At 46.3% G+C, this 18379-nt stretch carries 15 protein-coding genes; 10 read left to right on the top strand and 5 right to left on the bottom strand.

The window, feature by feature from the left end; genetic code table 11:
• The first annotated feature begins 63 nt into the window (after positions 1-63).
• The gene (locus ACNAZ4_RS08340; protein ID WP_415813770.1) at positions 64-597 is read left to right on the top strand and encodes a sigma-70 family RNA polymerase sigma factor; all 534 of its coding nucleotides are present in this window, start codon (positions 64-66) and stop codon (positions 595-597) included.
• Positions 575-1555, top strand: coding sequence for a DUF4179 domain-containing protein (locus tag ACNAZ4_RS08335; RefSeq protein ID WP_415813769.1), 981 nt, complete (start codon positions 575-577; stop codon positions 1553-1555). The genes ACNAZ4_RS08340 and ACNAZ4_RS08335 overlap by 23 nt, the downstream gene beginning before the upstream one ends.
• Positions 1556-1572: 17 nt before the next feature.
• On the opposite strand, the gene ACNAZ4_RS08330 is transcribed toward ACNAZ4_RS08335, so the two are convergent.
• Complete coding sequence (locus ACNAZ4_RS08330) at positions 1573-2109, bottom strand: dihydrofolate reductase family protein (protein WP_415813768.1); 537 nt, start codon at positions 2107-2109, stop codon at positions 1573-1575.
• A 60-nt stretch (positions 2110-2169) separates the two neighbouring features.
• On the opposite strand from ACNAZ4_RS08330, the gene ACNAZ4_RS08325 reads away from it, so the two are divergent.
• The 3 genes from ACNAZ4_RS08325 (at position 2170) to ACNAZ4_RS08315 (ending at position 6233) form a co-directional block, all read left to right on the top strand.
• The gene (locus tag ACNAZ4_RS08325; protein ID WP_415813766.1) at positions 2170-2634 is read left to right on the top strand and encodes an HAD family hydrolase; all 465 of its coding nucleotides are present in this window, start codon (positions 2170-2172) and stop codon (positions 2632-2634) included.
• A gap of 694 nt (positions 2635-3328) precedes the next feature.
• The gene (locus ACNAZ4_RS08320) at positions 3329-4021 is read left to right on the top strand and encodes a response regulator transcription factor (protein ID WP_251480845.1); all 693 of its coding nucleotides are present in this window, start codon (positions 3329-3331) and stop codon (positions 4019-4021) included.
• The gene (locus ACNAZ4_RS08315) at positions 3999-6233 is read left to right on the top strand and encodes a sensor histidine kinase (RefSeq protein ID WP_415813764.1); all 2235 of its coding nucleotides are present in this window, start codon (positions 3999-4001) and stop codon (positions 6231-6233) included. The genes ACNAZ4_RS08320 and ACNAZ4_RS08315 overlap by 23 nt, the downstream gene beginning before the upstream one ends.
• A 35-nt stretch (positions 6234-6268) precedes the next feature.
• On the opposite strand, the gene ACNAZ4_RS08310 is transcribed toward ACNAZ4_RS08315, so the two are convergent.
• Positions 6269-7102, bottom strand: coding sequence for a hypothetical protein (locus tag ACNAZ4_RS08310; protein ID WP_415813762.1), 834 nt, complete (start codon positions 7100-7102; stop codon positions 6269-6271).
• A gap of 203 nt (positions 7103-7305) precedes the next feature.
• On the opposite strand from ACNAZ4_RS08310, the gene ACNAZ4_RS08305 reads away from it, so the two are divergent.
• Positions 7306-8511, top strand: a complete 1206-nt coding sequence (locus ACNAZ4_RS08305; RefSeq protein ID WP_415813761.1) for an MFS transporter — start codon at positions 7306-7308, stop codon at positions 8509-8511.
• A gap of 41 nt (positions 8512-8552) precedes the next feature.
• Here ACNAZ4_RS08305 and ACNAZ4_RS08300 read toward each other — a convergent pair whose 3' ends face one another.
• The gene (locus ACNAZ4_RS08300) at positions 8553-8921 is read right to left on the bottom strand and encodes a cytochrome-c oxidase (protein ID WP_415813760.1); all 369 of its coding nucleotides are present in this window, start codon (positions 8919-8921) and stop codon (positions 8553-8555) included.
• A gap of 232 nt (positions 8922-9153) precedes the next feature.
• Between ACNAZ4_RS08300 and ACNAZ4_RS08295 the strand changes: the two genes are divergently transcribed.
• On the top strand, positions 9154-11445 hold the full coding sequence (locus ACNAZ4_RS08295) for a glycoside hydrolase family 65 protein (protein ID WP_415813759.1): 2292 nt from the start codon (positions 9154-9156) through the stop codon (positions 11443-11445).
• A 497-nt stretch (positions 11446-11942) separates the two neighbouring features.
• Positions 11943-12611: a beta-phosphoglucomutase gene (gene pgmB, locus ACNAZ4_RS08290; RefSeq protein ID WP_415813758.1), complete on the top strand. Its 669-nt coding sequence runs from the start codon at positions 11943-11945 to the stop codon at positions 12609-12611.
• A gap of 198 nt (positions 12612-12809) precedes the next feature.
• Here the strand turns inward: pgmB and ACNAZ4_RS08285 are convergent, their stop codons facing one another.
• Positions 12810-13871: a hypothetical protein gene (locus tag ACNAZ4_RS08285; protein ID WP_415813757.1), complete on the bottom strand. Its 1062-nt coding sequence runs from the start codon at positions 13869-13871 to the stop codon at positions 12810-12812.
• A gap of 176 nt (positions 13872-14047) precedes the next feature.
• On the opposite strand from ACNAZ4_RS08285, the gene ACNAZ4_RS08280 reads away from it, so the two are divergent.
• Positions 14048-14947 carry an NAD(P)/FAD-dependent oxidoreductase gene (locus tag ACNAZ4_RS08280; protein WP_415813756.1) on the top strand — a complete coding sequence of 300 codons (900 nt, stop codon included), beginning with the start codon at positions 14048-14050 and terminating at the stop codon, positions 14945-14947.
• A 328-nt stretch (positions 14948-15275) separates the two neighbouring features.
• On the opposite strand, the gene ACNAZ4_RS08275 is transcribed toward ACNAZ4_RS08280, so the two are convergent.
• Positions 15276-16811, bottom strand: a complete 1536-nt coding sequence (locus tag ACNAZ4_RS08275) for an FAD-dependent oxidoreductase (RefSeq protein WP_415813755.1) — start codon at positions 16809-16811, stop codon at positions 15276-15278.
• A gap of 181 nt (positions 16812-16992) precedes the next feature.
• Here ACNAZ4_RS08275 and ACNAZ4_RS08270 point away from each other — a divergent pair, with 181 nt between their 5' ends.
• Positions 16993-18327, top strand: coding sequence for a UDP-glucose dehydrogenase family protein (locus tag ACNAZ4_RS08270; protein WP_415813754.1), 1335 nt, complete (start codon positions 16993-16995; stop codon positions 18325-18327).
• Positions 18328-18379 lie beyond the last annotated feature (52 nt).

The raw sequence follows: 18379 nt of genomic DNA, 5'->3' as shown, positions 1-18379 counted from the left end.
CTCGAAAATGTTGAAACTTTTTTTCACCTGATTCAGCTCTAAAGAGTGAAAGGAGGTCAGGAAATGAAAGAAGAAAAGCTAGTGAAGAAAGCAGTGAAGGGGAATGCAGCGGCGTTCGAAGAGCTGTTGATATTACATAGTGAGCGATTATACCGCACCGCTTTTCTATATGCGGGGAACAGGGAGGATGCGCTTGATATTGTCCAGGAAACCTCATGCAAAGCATTCCTGGCGGTGGGGCAGCTGAAGAATGAGCAATACTTTTTAACCTGGCTGACGAGGATTTTGATCCATTGTGCTTATGACGTTTTGAAAAAAAGGAAAAAAGAAATGCCAGTTGAAAAGCTGGTCGAGCAGCCTTGTAGCGGAGATGACCGGGTCGCAGAGAACCTGGATCTGATGGAGGCCATTACTCTGCTGAAAGAACAGCACAGGACAGCGATTATCCTGTTTTACTATCATGACCTGTCAATCAGCGAGATTGCCAGAAGTATGGACATACCCGAAAATACCGTGAAAACCTATCTGCAGCGGGGCAGAAAGGAATTGAAAAATAGATTGGGAGGCGAGGCAAATGGAAAAGAAAACGTTTCTTGAATCCGTCGGCCAGATTGAAGTACCTGAAGAAGATGTCGTAAATGCGATCAAGGCGGGTGTCCGGAAAGGTAGCAGAATGAAGCCTAAACGGAGACCGCTTTTTAAAGCAGCCGCAATATCAGCAGCTGCTGCAGCTCTATTCGTATCATCCGGATTTTTGGTTCCATCAATGGCGAGTGTGATGGCTGAAATCCCTTTTCTGGCAAAATTGTATGAGAATGACAAGGTAGCTGAAAACCTGGCCTCTCAACAGCTGATTACTGAATTGAATGAACAAGCGAGTTATGGTGGCATTGATGTGACAGTTACAGAAGCCTACTATGATGGAGCGGTCATCGGCGTGAGCTTCGATGTGAAGGGGAAGGTCAAAGGGAATGATGACGAGATATACGCATTCTATGAAATCTTCGACCGTGACCCGAATATAGAAGAAACGATGGAACTGGTGAAATTGGTGCCGGATGGAGCAGGCTATAAAGGACATATCCAATTGAGCTACCCGAGGAGCGAGCTGCCGGCAGAAATGAAATTGCCGTTGAACTTCCTTGGAATCGGTGAAATCGATGACAGCTGGAAGGATGAGCAGGGAAAATGGAATTTTGATGTGCCGATTTTGCAGCTGCCGTATGAAACGGTCGAACTTGGTCAGTCAACTGAACTTGGTCAGCATAAAGTCACGCTTGAAAAACTGATCACGGGGAAATCTTCGACCGCGATTGAATATACACAGAGCTACCCAGAAGGCGGCCAAAGGATGATGCTTGATCTTTTTGATGGCAAGGGCAAGCAAATCATCGGCGGGACTTCGGATGCAAAGCTTGAAAGGAAAACCGAAAATCGCGTGGTGACGGAGAAGAGAAGGGTCACGATCCCTATGGTACTTGATTCGGATGTTCTTGAGGTCCAGCCGGTATTGGAATCAGGGGAAGAACTGGACTCAGTCAAAATCGAATTATAAAGGAAAGGCGCTGGACGTCATTCAGCGCCTTTTTTCAATGTATATTTCAGTGCCGCAATCTGCCCGAATCGGCCTGTATCGGTCAATTTAAAATCTGCTGGCGGAGTGCCATCCGGAAACAGAGGGATTCCTTCGCCAATTGTTTTAGGAATGATATAAAGCTCCATTTCGTCGATCAGCTTTTTTTCAAGGAATTGCTTCACTAGCTCACCGCCGCCGACAAGCCAGACGTACCCATCAGAAACTTCCTTAAGGCGCGAGACCAGGTTTTCCATGTCTTCGTCGGTAAATGTGACATGGGGAGTGCTTTCCTGGGGCTGCCGGGTGAGAACATAGCAGTTTTTGCCGGCATAAGGGAACTCATCCGTCAATTTCAGGACTTCCTCATACGTTTTCCGCCCCATGATCACCGTCCCAACCTGACTGTAAAATTCACCGTAACCATTATCGCCATCACCTTCGACATCATCGAGCCAGTCAACAGCCCCATCAGGCCTAGCGATATAGCCATCAAGGCTCGTTGCGATATACAATATGACGTTGTTCTTTTTCATCGATATCCTCCATCCAGGTGTATAATAACGTTATTCTATCAAATATGAGGGGGCAACTGCATGCTTGCATTGAATATCCCGGGGAGAGGCCGGTTCAGCCTGCATCATCTGGTCCTGGATTTTAACGGGACGATTGCTTTTGGCGGCGAGATGATCTCTGGTGTCGGAGAAAGAATCCAGCAGCTAAGCAAGGAGTTGGAGGTCCATGTCATTACAGCCGATACGAGCGGAAGTGTAATCCAGCAATGTGAGGGACTGCCTGTCACCGTACAAATTCTCCAATCAGATAATCATACAGACGAGAAGGGGAAATTTGTCCGGGGGCTGGATGGCGTAATCTGTATGGGCAACGGAGCGAATGATGAAGCAATGTTCGCACAATCCGACCTCGCCATTGCCATAGCCGGAAGAGAAGGCTGCGCAACGGCAACACTATTAAAAAGCGATCTGATAATTGCAGATATCAATGATGGTTTGGACTTGCTGCTGAATCCTAAGCGGTTGATCGCTACGCTGCGGAAGTAGGCGGGTGAATTCTTATGAGCCTTACGCAAATGCCAGGGGTTATGATTCTCCAATAGCGAACCCGAGCTGGAAAAAAACGCCCGAAATTTCCAGTTCGCCAATAAAAGTTGATTTTCGCCAATAAGTAGGATGAAATCGCCAATAAAACTCCAAAATCGCCAATAAAATTGTGAAAACCGCCAATAAAATTGTGAAAATCGCCAATAAAATTGTGAAAATCGCCAATAAAAAGATTAAACAATAATAAACAGGTATCAAACTTACCCAATCGCTCAATATCCCCAAGATTGAGCCGATTTCCTCTGCGGGAAAGCTTCATTTTTATAAGGCTCTTTTCTCAAACTTTGTTGCTATTGCCTACAAAATAGTATTAAATTATCTAAGTTTAGTCGCACAATTAAAGCTTATTATGAGAAAAGAGCTTGCATACTTAGTACCGACATAAAAAATGGCTATGATCACGTTAAAATCGGCTTTAGGATTTTAACAACAATCTTTACGAGAACAGCCTTTTATAAAAACCATCGCCAAAATTACCTTTCCTCTCATCCTTCATAAAAATATATAATAGATTCACACACCACTTTTACCATTATTAAGAAAATCTTAAGATTTATGCTCGGTGAATATTAAGGTTCACTGCCTAGAATAGACAATATCAAAGCTTGCCTGTAAGGGAAGGGGGTTATCATTCGTGGAACAATACAATGTGCTTGTCGTGGATGATGAGAAAGAGATACGGGATGCGATTGAGATTTATTTAAAGAACGAAGGGATCAAGGTCATTAAGGCGGCTGATGGTATCGAGGCGATCGAGAAGCTGAACGAGCAGCCGGTCCATTTGATCCTGCTCGATGTGATGATGCCGCGGCAGGACGGGATTACGACGACGTTCAGGATCCGGGAGGACAAGAATATCCCGATCATCATTTTGAGCGCGAAGGCGGAGGATACCGATAAAATTCTCGGGCTTCAGGTCGGTGCTGATGATTATGTGACGAAGCCGTTCAATCCGCTTGAACTGATCGCCAGGGTGAAGTCGCAGCTCAGGAGGTATGTCACGCTCGGTACATACGAAGGGAAGGCGAAGGTGATCGACCTGAATGGCCTGACACTTGATCAGTCCTCGAAGGAGGTCACCGCCCATGGTGAACCGGTGAAACTGACGCCGATCGAGTACAAGATCCTCGAACTGCTGATGACGAATGCCGGCAGAGTGTTCTCCATCAATGATATTTATGAGCGTGTATGGAAGGAGCCGAGCTACAATGCCGAAAACACAGTGGCCGTCCATATCCGCAAGATCCGTGAAAAAATAGAGATCGATCCGAAGAATCCAAGATTTTTGAAGGTGGTGTGGGGGATTGGATATAAAATCGAAAAGTAAGTATTTATTTGCAGCCTGGGTGCTTTTGATTGCATTCGGTTTGAGCGGGCTTTTTTCCGTGCTGACAAATGGCAGCCGGTTTATGCATGGAGATTACTTTGATTCTGACGAATATAACTCACAAATGGATCAGTTCATTGCCATGCTGAATGTCTACGAGCTTTATGAAATGCCGAAAGAAGAAATGAAAAAGCAGATTACCGTTTCAGATGAGGAAATTGAAGAACATCGTACTAGATATGGCAATCTCAGTGATCAAATTTCCAATATCGGGATGCAATATGAAGACCAGATCCAGGCAGCCATCGATTCGGAAAACAAGGCAGCTGAGGAGGTCCTTAAGAAGGAAAGAGACGAAAAGATCGCGGATATCACAGAGAATTTCAACAGTGATGAATATGTCCGCGCTAAAATCGTCAAAGAAAAAGAGAAGAAGATTGATGATTTTTACCAAAGGCTTGGTGCTTACCGCAGTAACTTCAACAATCTTGGGAATGCCTTCAAATATTACCTGAAAGACAACACAACAGGAGAAGTGATTACAAATCTTAATTTGGCAAAGGGCGAATCGGCATCTGACTACATGAACAAAAAAGATATGTATTATGTGGTGGATTACGCGGGTCTGGAGAAGAATTATTTATTCAGTGGATATAATGAGAATTTCCTGCCTTATAACGAAGTGGCTGAAACGATCCTTGAGAATCAAAAAGACCGGGATTTGTCCGGTCAAATCGGTCTCTCCAAGCATGCATCAGAAAAAAACATCGCCATCATGAATTATCAAGACTACCAGAAAGGGCAAAAGCTCTTCTTCGGTTATCTTTTATCAAGCATTGCTGCCTTGATTGTGAGCTATTTCCTGGCAAAACGGAAGCCGGCAACCGTGTTTGGCTCATTCGACCAGTGGAAGTCCTTCTATGGGAGAATCCCGCTGGATGTAAGGGCAGTGCTGCTTTTAACGACAGTGTTTTTCCTTTTGCTGTCGATGACTTTGATCAGTGAACAATTTGTTTATTATCACTCAAATGTCTTCGCAACCCTTACCGAGTTGATCATCAGTCTGGTTGCTGCGGCAGCTTTGCTCGCATTCGGGTGGATCCAGCTGAGATTCCTTTCGGATTACCGCAAGGATTGGCCAAAGCTGAAAGAGGATTTGAATAACAGCCTTTTAGTTAAAAGCTACCACGCCATTCTTGATGCCTTTATAATCAAGAGCATCGGATTCCAGCTGCTTGTCATCCTCGGGATTGCGTTTATGATGGGCATGCTGTTAGTTGCAGTCCTTGCAGCAGGCGGAGGAGAAGTAATCGTCATTGCATTCATTATTGGTGTTATCAGTCTTCCAATTTTCATCATGGTGATGAGGAAAGCAGGCTATTTGAATAAGGTAATGAAGCATACGGAAGAACTGGCTGCAGGTAATTTAGGTGCCGACATACCGGTGAAAGGAATATCGGCAATCGCCAGGCATGCAGCGAATATCAATGACCTGCGGACTGCGGTGAATGTCTCGAACAAGGAACAGGCAAAAAGTGAGCGCCTGAAGACGGAATTGATCACGAATGTTAGCCATGACCTCAGGACTCCGCTGACTTCAATCATCACGTATACAGAGCTCCTTAAAACGCCTGATCTCGCGCCAGAGGATCGTGAGTCTTACCTTGAGATTCTTGACCGGAAATCGAAGCGGCTCAAAGTACTGATCGACGACCTATTCGAGGCAACGAAAATGGCGAGCGGCAATATCGAACTGCACAAGGAGAAGGTCGACCTCAACCAGCTGCTCCAGCAGGCGCTGGCCGAGCATAATGAAGCGCTGAGCCAGTCGTCACTGCAGCTGAGGGTTTCCCAGCCGGATCATCCGGTGTATGCTTTTGTCGACGGCCAAAAGCTCTGGAGGGTGTTCGATAACCTGATTGGCAATATCCTGAAGTATGCGCTTGAGAATACGAGGGTCTATATTTCGGTAAAAGAAGAGAGAAACCAGGTGGTGCTCACTTTTAAAAACATCACTAAGTACGAGCTGGGCGAAGACCTGGATGAACTGTTCGAACGGTTCAAACGAGGTGACCAGTCACGCCATACAGAAGGTTCCGGACTCGGGCTGGCGATCGCCAAATCGATCGTTGACCTGCACGAAGGCACACTTGATATTGAAGTCGACGGCGACCTGTTCAAGGTAAAAGTCATCCTCGAACAATTAAATTAACACCAATATCCCCCTTTGCTATGCAGAGGGGGCTTTCACTGTTTTTGGCGGATTTTTATATAAAGAAACCTTGATAGCAGGACCATAACTGCATTGAAAGAGATATTCCAGAGCTTGTTCAATCGCATTTTCAAAAGCCCGGTCCTCTCAAGAATCCAATCCGTTCCGGTCAATCCCAAAAACATGGTCAGCCGGGGGAAGATCCCCTGCCTTGAAGAGTTGATGACAAAGAAAACTGCCCGGACCAGACTGTAGAGCGGAGCGATGATAAAATGCTCCCGCCATGAGTGGTAGATTCCCCGCCCAAAGCGGACTTTCCTGCCGACTGCTGATATATAGAGCAATGTAACACAGATGACCTCAGTTGAAAAGTATTGGGCAATCACCAGGGCCCATTTTTTATCCGCATTCAGCGCCTTGTAAAACAAATCGCTGATATTAAAATAAATATTCATAAAGAATACTGTATAGGAAGGCTTCCACCAATAGGCATTATAGATGTTCAAACTCAGGAAATATTTTTCAATGCCATAATAGATCAGCGTGCTGCCGAGCTTCCAGTACCCATTTTTTCGGTACAAAGTCAGGAGGGTAGCCGTGATGGGAACATAAAACCCCTGCGATAAAACCGCCCCGAGAATTTGATCGTGAGCCTTTTTCTTAAGGATTTTTGGTTTATAGGAATAGCCTTTGAACAAATTAAGGACCGGGTACTCGAATAAATAAGCCAATCCAATATTGGTGAGCAGCAAGGGCCATATATTCTTTTGCCGGCTTCTTTTCGTGAATATGAAAAAAAGCAAGACATGAACGGCAGTCAGCAGCAGAAAGGGAAGGGCGTTCTTTTTTGCGAGTTTGGTTTTTTTCATATCCAACACTCCAGCTTTTTCAAAGTATATAGCTATAATGTTCGCTAATTCTTTGAAATTATTTACCGGGAAAGTTTTTGTGAATTTATATCATGACTAGTGTCAAGACAAGTGGTAATATGGTAGAGCAAATAATTTTATATGTTAAAACAAACCATTTTAGGGAAACTATTTGTATCGAATTAGTGTTGTAGGAGGGTTTTATGAGAAAGTCACAGGAGATTTCAGAAAAGAAGCTGCTCGGAATTGCCGGACTGGGCTGGATGTTCGATGCGATGGATGTGGGGATCTTGTCCTTTATCATCGCTGCCCTGCAGGTGGATTGGGGCTTGACTGGCAAGGAGATGGGCTGGATCGGCAGTGTGAACTCGATCGGAATGGCTGTCGGTGCCCTCATATTTGGATTGCTGGCTGACCGGATTGGCCGGAAAAATGTCTTTATCATCACATTATTGTTGTTCTCTGTCGGAAGCGGGATATCTGCGATGGCGACTACATTGTCATTCTTTTTACTGCTGAGATTTTTTATCGGGATGGGGCTTGGCGGGGAATTGCCGGTTGCGTCCACGCTTGTTTCTGAAAGTGTGCCAGCTGAGAAACGCGGTCGCGTTGTCGTCCTGCTCGAAAGCTTCTGGGCGGCAGGATGGCTGGTTGCTGCTTTGATTTCCTACTTCGTCATTCCGAAATTCGGCTGGCAAATGGCGTTGATCCTAAGTGCATTGCCGGCATTGTATGCACTGTATCTTCGCATCAACCTGCCGGATTCGCCAAGGTTCCTGGCAGTTGCCAAGAAGGAACGGCTGACGATGAGGGAGAGCATTGCCGAAGTCTGGTCAAAAGAACATTTCAAGAGAACGGCGATGCTCTGGATTCTTTGGTTCAGTGTGGTATTTTCCTATTATGGAATGTTCCTCTGGCTGCCGAGCGTGATGGTCATGAAGGGCTTCACATTGATCAAGAGCTTCCAATATGTCTTGATCATGACTCTCGCCCAGCTTCCGGGGTATTTTACCGCCGCATGGCTGATTGAAAAAGCCGGAAGGAAATTCGTGCTGGTTGTTTATTTGATTGGAACCGCCTTTAGCGCCTACTTGTTTGGGACGGCAGATTCACTGGCCTTGCTGATTACGGCTGGAGTTTTGCTGTCATTCTTCAATCTTGGTGCCTGGGGTGCATTGTACGCCTACACGCCGGAACAGTATCCAACGACAATCCGCGGTTCGGGAGCGGGTATGGCCGCATCCTTTGGCCGCATCGGCGGAATTGTCGGACCCTTGATGGTCCCGTATTTGTCAGCGCAAAATCTATCAATCACAACCATCTTCACAATCTTCTGTATTGCGATCCTGATTGGTGCCGCAGCCGTATTTTTCTGGGGTACGGAAACGAAGCAGAAAGAGCTTGCATAAAGAAAAAGTTCGCCTTTTGAGGGCGAACTTTTTCATCTTAATTAAGCTTTTACATATTTGAACACATTCACAAGGAAGAGAATGCCTCCAATGACCACGACCAGTGATCCGACAATGGCAAAAACAGTGAAAATGACGCCGCCTACCAATATGGATAAGGTAATCCCGCCCTGCATGGCCGGCACCCCAATGTTATGGAGCCAGAAGTGTGTTGAGGCAAGCTTGCTGTTCCCGGCCTGCGGAAATAGGTAATAAATCGTCCCGAATAGGGCCATTGATACCCAGCCAAGCAGGTTCAAGTGGGCATGGACAGAGGCGAGCGTGAAGTCATGTACGATCCCCATAACAATTCCTAGAATGATGGCAATGACAAAATAGACCGCAGCGACCTTGAAAAAACGGATGCTCAAAGTTGTTTTCCTCCTTTCTAATTAGTCCTTTTAGATTATATAAAATTTCTGATAATTTATAACATATGTACTACAGAAATAGGTAAATTAATTTTTCCTGTGCATTATGATAGTAAAATAATAATAAGTTCAGGATGACACAAAAATAACACCTTTGGTTTTATCATTTTTCCGGAAATTCATGATATAATAGTGCAAACGTTTGTACAACTTCTTAAAGGGAGATAAAGCTATGAAAAGATTATTTGGAATTGATAGCTGGAAGATCGTCGAAACGGACTTGAATAAAGAGGATTTCCGCCTGGCTGAAAGCATCATGAGCCTCGGGAACGGCCATATGGGCATGCGCGGGAACTTTGAAGAAACATACACAGGAGATTTCCATCGCGGGTCTTACATTGCTGGTGTCTGGTTCCCGGATAAAACTCGTGTAGGCTGGTGGAAAAATGGCTATCCGAATTATTTTGGAAAGGTCATCAACTCAACGAACTTTATCGGAATTAAAGTACTTATTGATGGGGAAGAGTTGGATTTGCACAATGCTGAAGTAAGCGATTACTATCGCGAGCTTGATATGCAGCATGGTGTCCTGACACGTAAATTCACCGTCAGCCAAAACGGCAAGGAAACAGAAGTGGAAGCCGTCCGCTTCCTGTCAGTAGCTGATCAGGAACTGGCTGCGATCCGTTACTCTGTCACTGCCAAGAACTATAATGGAAACGTTACCTTTGTTCCTTATCTAGATGGAGACGTCCGCAATGAAGACTCCAACTATGATGAAGACTTCTGGTACGAAATCAGCAGGGATGCTGCAGACTATCGCGGCAGCCTCGTCATGAAGACGAAAGACAATCCATTCGGGACACCGACATTCCAGGTGGCGACCACAATGCAAACGGTTGTCGAAGGCGAAGTAGCCAAGCTTGAAGTCAGTGAAAAAGAAGAATACATGGAAAATGTCATCGAAGTAAAAGCTGAACAAGGACAAACGGTAACCCTTTACAAATATGTCGCTGTCACAACGGACCGTGACTATGAAGAAGGCGAACTGGTTTCAAAAGGCCGTGAAGTGCTTGATCGTTCTGTTGAAAAAGGCTTCGAACAGCTATTGGAAGAGCATAAAAATGGCTGGCTGAGCCGCTGGGAAATCGCCGATGTCGAAATTGCCGGCGATGATGAGGCGCAGCAGGGTATCCGTTTCAATCTGTTCCAGCTATTCTCGACTTATTATGGTGAAGATTCACGCTTGAACATCGGCCCTAAAGGCTTCACAGGTGAAAAATACGGCGGTGCGACTTACTGGGATACAGAAGCTTACGCCATCCCGCTCTACCTTTCTACCGCAGAGTCCGAGGTTGCCCGCAACCTGCTGATCTATCGCCATAACCAGCTGGACGGCGCTTATCATAATGCGAAGCAGCAGGGACTGAAGGGTGCGCTATACCCAATGGTTACTTTTACAGGCGTAGAGAGTCATAACGAATGGGAAATCACGTTCGAGGAGATTCACCGAAACGGTGCGATCGCCTACGCGATCTATAACTATGTGAACTACACAGGAGATAAAGAGTATCTCCGTGTATACGGAATCGATGTGCTATCTGGCATCTCCCGTTTCTGGGCTGACCGCGTCCACTACAACAAGTCCAAGAACGTCTACATGATGCATGGCGTAACCGGACCGAATGAATACGAAAACAATGTGAACAACAACTGGTACACAAACCGTATCGCTGTCTGGACATTGCGCTACACGCTTGAAGTCATCGAGTTCCTTAAGCAGAACGGCCATGAGGCGCGCCTCGCAGGCCTTGAGTTCACCGATGAAGAGCTGGCGAAATGGCAGGACATCATCGAAAAAATGTACTTCCCGTACGATGAAGAAAGAGAAGTATTTGTTCAGCATGATACATTCCTTGATAAGGACTTGAAGACGGTGGATGAGCTTGCAGCCGAAGACCGCCCGATCAACCAGAACTGGTCATGGGATAAAATCCTGCGCAGCTGCTTCATCAAGCAGGCAGACGTCCTCCAGGGACTGTATTTCTTCAACCATGAATTCACGGAAGAAGAAAAGCGCCGCAACTTTGAGTTCTATGAGCCAATGACCGTCCATGAATCTTCCCTATCCCCAAGTATCCACGCAGTCCTTGCTGCAGAACTTGGCATGGAAGAGAAGGCGTACGAAATGTACAACCGCACGGCGCGCCTTGACCTAGACAACTACAACAACGATACAGAAGACGGCCTGCACATCACAAGCATGACAGGTGCATGGCTGGCAATCGTCCAGGGCTTCGCAGGCATGCGCACAGCGGAAGGCACACTGTCATTCGCGCCATTCATCCCGAAAGCCTGGGATCAATACAGCTTCAAGATCATCTACCGCGACCACTACATCAAGGTAGAAGTGAACCAGGAAAACGTCGTCCTTACACAGCAAGGACCAGAACTCGCCATGAAACTATACGGCGAGGACGTAACCATCCCTGCAGAAGGCGAGCTTTCTGTAAAATTGAAATAAGTTGATGCAGAGATCTTTGGGCAAGCCTGAAGGTCTCTCTCATTGGGGAAAGATTTAGGTGCGTGAATTGCGGTGAAATGTCTGAGAAGATTGATTTAATGGACATTTTGGAGAGCGGAAGGTGTTGAAATGTCCAAGAAACGTGATTTAATGGACATTTTGAAGAGCAGAAGACGTAGAAATGTCCAAGAAACGTGATTTAATGGACATTTTGAAGAGTGGAAGGTGTTGAAATGTCCAAGAAACGTGATTTAATGGACATTTTGGAGAGCGCAAGGCGTTGAAATGTCTAAGAAACGTGATTTAATGGACATTTTGAAGAGCGGAAGGCGTTGAAATGTCCAAGAAACGTGATTTAATGGACATTTTGGAGAGCAGAAGACGTAGAAATGTCTAAGAAAAGCGGTTTAATGGACATTTACGTGTGTGAGTCGCAATGAAATGTCCAGAATCTGTTTCTGAGGCTGCATGAAGGATTCATGAAAGGAGTTTTGACGATGACTAGACCATTACAAGCATTTATTTTTGACCTTGATGGGGTCATTACGGATACAGCGGAATACCACTTTTTAGCGTGGAAGGCGCTGGCGGAGGATTTAGGGATTACGTTTACCCGCGAGGACAATGAGGAGCTGAAGGGTGTATCCCGGATGGATTCTCTCGAAAAGATCCTTGAGCTGGGCGGCCGTACAGGGGATTTTTCAGCTGAGGAAAAAGAAGCATTGGCTGAGAAGAAAAATGAGCACTACTTGACATTAATCCAAAACATCACTCCTGCTGACCTGCTGCCGGCGATCAAGGAACTGATTGCAGATATTAAGGCAAAAGGTCTTAAGCTGGGCCTTGCGTCAGCGAGCAAAAACGCGTTCACCGTCATGGAGTCGCTCGGAATGAAATCCGAGTTTGATATCATCGTTGACGCGAAAACCGTCGTGAACGGCAAGCCGCATCCGGAAGTCTTCCTTCGCGCTGCTGAAATGCTTGGTGTTGAGCCGGAAGCATGCATTGGCGTTGAGGATGCAGCAGCGGGCGTACAGGCGATCAAAGCGGCCGGAATGTTTGCAGTCGCTGTCGGTCCTACGGAAAGCTTCGAGATTGCTGATATTGTCTATGCAAGTACTGATGAGCTTTCATTTGAGAAAATCGTAGAAGTGTATAATGGCTAAAATTTTAGAACCCAGTCGCAATTGTGCGGCTGGGTTTTTACTTTTTTTGAGAGAATAATGTGCTTCATCGAGAGATTATCGCTGTGAATCGAGAGATTATTCCTCTTTATCGAGAGATTATTCATTTGCATCAGTAATTATCAGTCTTCATGAGGAATTTCAGGCAGCTAAGTGAGAGATTAATCGCAAAAAAAGCGATCACTCATGGAGTGACAGCTTCAATTCACGATAAAACACATCAGGTTCGTCGACATTCAGGACAATCCGGTTCACTGTTCGCTTCATTCCATACAAAAGCTGGACATCTTGCGGCTGATGAAGCAGGATTTCGAACATTGGTTTTTCCTGGATCAAATCTGGCACCCTGGCATCCAAAAGCAAGGCTTGCTCTTTTCTGCTGAATTTTTCCGGTCCGTTATAAGGTTTGATTTCCTTGATATTCCTTAAAGGCAAATGCATTGATTTTGAAAAACCTGTCTGCAATAACAAGTGATTTTCTGTCAGCAGGAATGGAGTCAATCTAGTCGCCTGGAGTTCGGCCAGGATGAAAAGGACTCCATATATATTCAAAAACAGAAGGATGTAAGACACGATGGGGTTCCAGCTGTGAAGGAAGTAGTGCAGTCCCACTGATTCGATTGCGATGGCATGGATAATCATGATGTAGACAGCATTCACGGTTGTTTTTTGATGATAGGTAAAAGCCGTGCCTTGCTCAATCTGAACTTTCTTTTTCCAGGAAAAAAGCGCGTAGTGGAACAGGGAAAATTCAGTGACAAGGATTTTGGCAGCACGATGACCCGGCAGGCTTGTTTCAACAGCCTTTCGAATGTTGAAAAGAAAGAACGAATTTCGGCTTGCCAGGGTTTTATATTCTTTTACCAGTTTCGGCAGCCTTGTGACAACAGTATAGGCTATATAAAGCTCGAATAGCAGGAATGCGCCTTCGGAAACCATTAAAAGATAGGGAAGAAAAGGATAAGCTGATAAATGATGCTGAGGGACGATGAAGTAGGCAATGGCAAAGCCTGCGAATACGACGAGTCCCATATATTTGATTGAATACCTTTTGCGAATGACCATGAAGTAGGTTAAGAGAGGCAAAATGATCAACAGGTCCAGCAGTGAACCGATGACTGCACCCTCTGGTACCGGCCCGAACACCGGTGTTTGGTAAAGGATGAAATTCGTTGCCAGAATCAAAGAGGCTAAACTGGCAAAAAGCAAGATTCTTGATTCTTTCATAAAGGTATTTGTCATTATTATCCACCTCAACTTCATTATAACGTATACCATAGTGCCTAAGTTAGCTATTTTGGCGTCTTCGAACAAAACTAGTGTTAGTAAAAACATTCAGAATACATTTGCGGGATTATCCGCTCTTCAACAGGGAAATATGCTACTATGGGAATTTTTAAAAAGGACGGTGTAGCAGTATGTACGATTGCCTTATCGTTGGAGGCGGGATTGCCGGACTGCAGGCGGCGATTCAGCTCGGACGTTATAATCATAAAACAATGGTGCTTGATGCAGGGGATGGACGGTCGGCATTATGCCAGAGCTATCATAATATCCTGGGCTATCCGGATGGTGTCAGCGGCCCTCAGTTACGGGAAATCGGCCGAAAACAGGCTGCACAGTATGGTGTGGAGTTTGTGATCGGTAAGGCTGAAGACGCACAGAAAACAGCGGAAGGCTTTAAAGTGAAGGACGGGAACGGGAACACTTATAATGCGAAGACATTGCTTCTCGCCACAGGAGTGATGGACCGGATTCCTCCTTTTCCGGATCTGATGCCTACCTTGGGAATCAGCGTGTATGTCTGTCCGGATTGCGATGGACATGAAGTGAAGGACAAGTCGACAATCGTGATGGGATCGGGTAATCCTGGTGCCAACATGGCACTGACCTTGAATTATTTCACCGATAAGCTCACGTATGTGAATCATGAAAACAAAGAAGTGGACGAGGATGCATTGTCAGCCCTGAAGGAAAAGGGAATTAAGTATGTTGAAGGGCCGATTGAAAAGGTATTGGCAGACGGTCCTGACTTTAAAGGAATTCTGCTTGCAAACGGTGAGGAACTGACTTCAGAACGCGGCTTCATAGCCTTCGGCGGGAATGAAGTGAAATCACAGCTCGCGCAGCAACTTGGCGTCGATCTTCATAAAAACAAGCATGTATTAGTCGACCCGCGTACGAAAATGACCAATGTCGAGAACGTCTGGGCCGCAGGGGACCTGGTAGCCCATTCCGAGCAGACAACAATCGCGATGGGAGATGGCATGCAGGCCAGCATCTGGATTCATAAAACACTTTTAGCGGAAAAGGGATAATTAGCTATTAGAAGGTTGTTTCATCCTTGTGAAAGCAATCTGTCCCGATTGGGAGCGAGGCAATATTGATTGGGAGAGAGGATATCTCCAGTTGGAAGCAGAATATCTCCAATTGAGAGAAAAATATCTCCAGTTGGAATCAATGTATCCCATTTTCGAGCAAGATACCTCCTAATGGAGCAGGATATTCCCAGTTGGAATCATTATAATCCCAGTTGAGTCCACTTTATTCCCGGTTGGCAGCAAGATATTCCCGGTCGGGGACATGCCTCCCTGCTGGACAAAACAAAAGGTAAGCCGCCACTCAAACGTGAATGGCGGCTTTGCTTTATTCCAAATCGACTTTTTCCAGCGGCAGTTCGGCAGGGCCGTCAATGACATCTCCCTTATAGGAGAAGCGTGAGCCGTGGCATGGGCAATCCCAGGTGCGATCGCCGTTGTTCCATTTTAGCTCGCAGCCCATGTGGGTACAGGTGGTATCGACGACGTGCAGCTGGCCGTTTTCGTCGCGATAGGCTCCTGCCCGTTTGCCGTTGACTGTTACGGCAGCACCTTCGTCGTTGCTAAGGCTTTCGGGATTGGTTGATGGCCGCTCCAGTTTCCCTTTAACCAGTTCCTTTGCGACGGTGGCATTGTCAGCAACGAATGTCGCCACATCAGGTTTTGCATGGAATCTTTGCGGTTCGAAAACGTCCACATACGGATTGTCTTTCCTTAGGATAAGATCGGACATGAGCAGCGCGGCATTGATGCCGTTGCTCATTCCCCATTTCCGGTAGCCTGTGGCAACAAAGATGTTATCTGTGCTTGATGAGTATTTGCCGACGAAAGGAATTTTATCAAGCGTCGTCGGGTCCTGCGCGCTCCAGCGGAATGGGATTTCCTTAACGCCGAATGTCTTGGCTGCGAACCCCTCGAGTGCTTCATAATACTGGTGCGTATTATCATCCTGTCCGGTGATATGGCTGTCTCCGCCGAACAGCACCAGTTTTTCGCCATTCCAGTCTGTATAGCGCAGGGAGCGTGACGGTGTCTCGGCATTGATGTACATGCCGCCCGGGAATTCCTTTTCGGTCTTAACAGCGAGCACATAGGAACGATGGACCTGCATCCTTGAAAAATAGAACCCTTTTAGATCGTAAAAAGGGAAGTGGGTGCTGATGATCATCTGATTGCAGTGCACCTTATGTCCGTCTCTTGTGGTCACAACAGGCTCAGAGCCTTCCTCCATATCAACTGCGGTTGTATTTTCATAAATCTGGCCACCCATTTCCGTAAAACGCTCCACCAGATGTTTCAAAAATTTCAGCGGGTGGAACTGAGCCTGGTTCCGCATGACAATCGCAGCCATCGCATCGACCGGAATCGGCACCTCGGAAACATACTCACTGCCCACCACGCCCAGTTTTTCATAGGCCTTGAATTCCTTCAGCAGCTTTTCCATTTCCTTATCAGAATTGGTATATAAATAAGCATCTTCGTCGGAAAAGTCGCAATCGATCTGCTGTTCTTTGACGAGATTTTTGACAAACTGCATCGCGTCATAGTTGGCCTGATAGTAAAGACGTGCCTGATCCTCACCAAAGTGGCTGATCAGCTCGTCATAAATCAACCCGTGCTGTGCGGTCACCTTTGCGGTTGTATGTCCGGTGGTGCCGTTTAAAATGCTGCCGGCTTCAATTAAGGCCACTTTTGCGCCAGCCTTCGCCAGCAGGTAGGCAGAGGTCAAGCCAGTGATCCCTCCGCCAATAATCGCAACGTCTGTCTTCAGGTCCTCCTGCAGCTTCGGAAAAGAAGGCAGTTCAGCTGTTTTACGCCAGTAAGGCTCAGGGAAACGCGGCAGCTTTGAAGTATAATCGTTCATCAACAATCCTCCTTAAAAGTCTTCATAATCACTAATTTTTCCTATTTTAGTGAGAATCATGCTAGTTTTCCTTTTACCCCCTAAAAATTTACATAGACAAGTTTTTGCCAAATTAAGCGAATTGGCCAGGATTGCGGGTGCAGCATGATAAAATAAAGAATAAAAAGTTACGGAGGCCAATATGGAAATCGCAGTTTTTGGGACAGGCTATGTTGGCCTTGTCACCGGTGTTTGTTTTGCCGAAATGGGTTACAATGTCACTTGTTTTGATATAGATGGAGATAAAATCACTGCCCTTTCTGAAGGGAATTGCCCTATTTATGAGCCTGGCCTTGAGGAGATGCTGAAAAGGAATCTTGCGGAGGGCCGGCTTTATTTTACAAATGAATCAACAAACGCCTGCAGGAAGGCTGACTATATTTTCATCGCTGTCGGAACGCCTGAAAATGAAGACGGGTCGGCGAATCTGGGATACCTGGATGCCGCGGTTGCCTCGATTGGCAAGAGTTTGGACAGGGATGGAGTCATTGTCATTAAAAGCACGGTGCCTGTAGGGACAAATGAACGTGTGAGGAAACAGCTGGAGGCGATTATACCGAGTGAACTGCGGGTAAGCGTCGTTTCAAATCCTGAGTTCCTCCGCGAGGGCTCGGGCATTCTTGATACCTTCCACGCGGACCGGATTGTCATCGGGGCAGATGATCATGAGGCGGGCCGCGCGGTGGCAAAGCTGTATGAACCATTTGGCAGGCCTGTAATACAGACAGATGTCCGCAGTGCGGAGCTCATCAAGTATGCTTCCAATGCGTTCCTGGCGACGAAAATCAGTTTTATAAATGAAATCGCGAATTTATGTGAACATACGGGTGCCAATATTGAGGATGTGGCAAAGGGAATGGGCATGGACCATCGTATTGGCAGCCAGTTTTTAAACGCGGGGATTGGCTATGGCGGATCCTGTTTCCCGAAGGATACGAAGGCGCTGGAAAAACTGACGGAGTACTATGATTATGACTTTAAAATCCTGCGGTCCGTCATCGAGGTGAACAGCAGGCAGAAACAACAGCTTTTCCATAAAGCGAAGGAGCTGTTTGGGAGCCTTCAGGGAAAAAGGGTGGCCGTGCTGGGCATTGCGTTCAAGCCGCATACCGATGATATCCGGGAGGCGCCTGCCGTTGAGCTGATCACCAGTCTGCTGGGGGAACAGGCAGATATCTCTGTTTATGATCCGGCTGCTTCCGGCAAGGTCTCAGATCTTTTTGGCAGCAAGCTTTATTATGCTGAAAATGCTGACACTGCCATCAAAGGAGCAGATGCGGTGTTCATCATGACCGAATGGCCGCAAATAACAGAATACGATTTAGGGCGCTATCCGTTATTGATGAGGCAGCCGATTATTTTTGACGGCCGGAATTGCTATGGCCTTGAAGAGGCAGAAACAGCTGGACTGACGTATTTTTCTATCGGCAGGAAGGCAGTGAATGTTCACGACACCCTGAAGAGTCTCAAGCGTTGATGGTCATTGTGCCTGACTGGAAGTATAAGGTAAAATGAACCTAAAAACCTCA

The organism is Mesobacillus thioparans (assembly GCF_965138835.1).
Lineage (GTDB): Bacteria > Bacillota > Bacilli > Bacillales > Cytobacillaceae > Mesobacillus > Mesobacillus thioparans.
The sequence above is the reverse complement of the archived record's forward strand: the minus strand, read 5'-3'. Positions and strand labels throughout refer to the sequence as shown.

What these genes read in the sequence shown, in the direction of transcription:
- ACNAZ4_RS08340 (WP_415813770.1), top strand. Translation starts at nt 64, where the DNA reads ATGAAAGAAGAAAAGCTAGTGAAGAAAGCAGTGAAGGGGAATGCAGCG.
- ACNAZ4_RS08335 (WP_415813769.1), top strand. Translation starts at nt 575, where the DNA reads ATGGAAAAGAAAACGTTTCTTGAATCCGTCGGCCAGATTGAAGTACCT.
- ACNAZ4_RS08330 (WP_415813768.1), bottom strand. Translation starts at nt 2,109, where the DNA reads ATGAAAAAGAACAACGTCATATTGTATATCGCAACGAGCCTTGATGGC.
- ACNAZ4_RS08325 (WP_415813766.1), top strand. Translation starts at nt 2,170, where the DNA reads ATGCTTGCATTGAATATCCCGGGGAGAGGCCGGTTCAGCCTGCATCAT.
- ACNAZ4_RS08310 (WP_415813762.1), bottom strand. Translation starts at nt 7,102, where the DNA reads ATGAAAAAAACCAAACTCGCAAAAAAGAACGCCCTTCCCTTTCTGCTG.
- ACNAZ4_RS08305 (WP_415813761.1), top strand. Translation starts at nt 7,306, where the DNA reads ATGAGAAAGTCACAGGAGATTTCAGAAAAGAAGCTGCTCGGAATTGCC.
- ACNAZ4_RS08295 (WP_415813759.1), top strand. Translation starts at nt 9,154, where the DNA reads ATGAAAAGATTATTTGGAATTGATAGCTGGAAGATCGTCGAAACGGAC.
- pgmB (WP_415813758.1), top strand. Translation starts at nt 11,943, where the DNA reads ATGACTAGACCATTACAAGCATTTATTTTTGACCTTGATGGGGTCATT.
- ACNAZ4_RS08285 (WP_415813757.1), bottom strand. Translation starts at nt 13,871, where the DNA reads ATGACAAATACCTTTATGAAAGAATCAAGAATCTTGCTTTTTGCCAGT.
- ACNAZ4_RS08280 (WP_415813756.1), top strand. Translation starts at nt 14,048, where the DNA reads ATGTACGATTGCCTTATCGTTGGAGGCGGGATTGCCGGACTGCAGGCG.
- ACNAZ4_RS08275 (WP_415813755.1), bottom strand. Translation starts at nt 16,811, where the DNA reads ATGAACGATTATACTTCAAAGCTGCCGCGTTTCCCTGAGCCTTACTGG.
- ACNAZ4_RS08270 (WP_415813754.1), top strand. Translation starts at nt 16,993, where the DNA reads ATGGAAATCGCAGTTTTTGGGACAGGCTATGTTGGCCTTGTCACCGGT.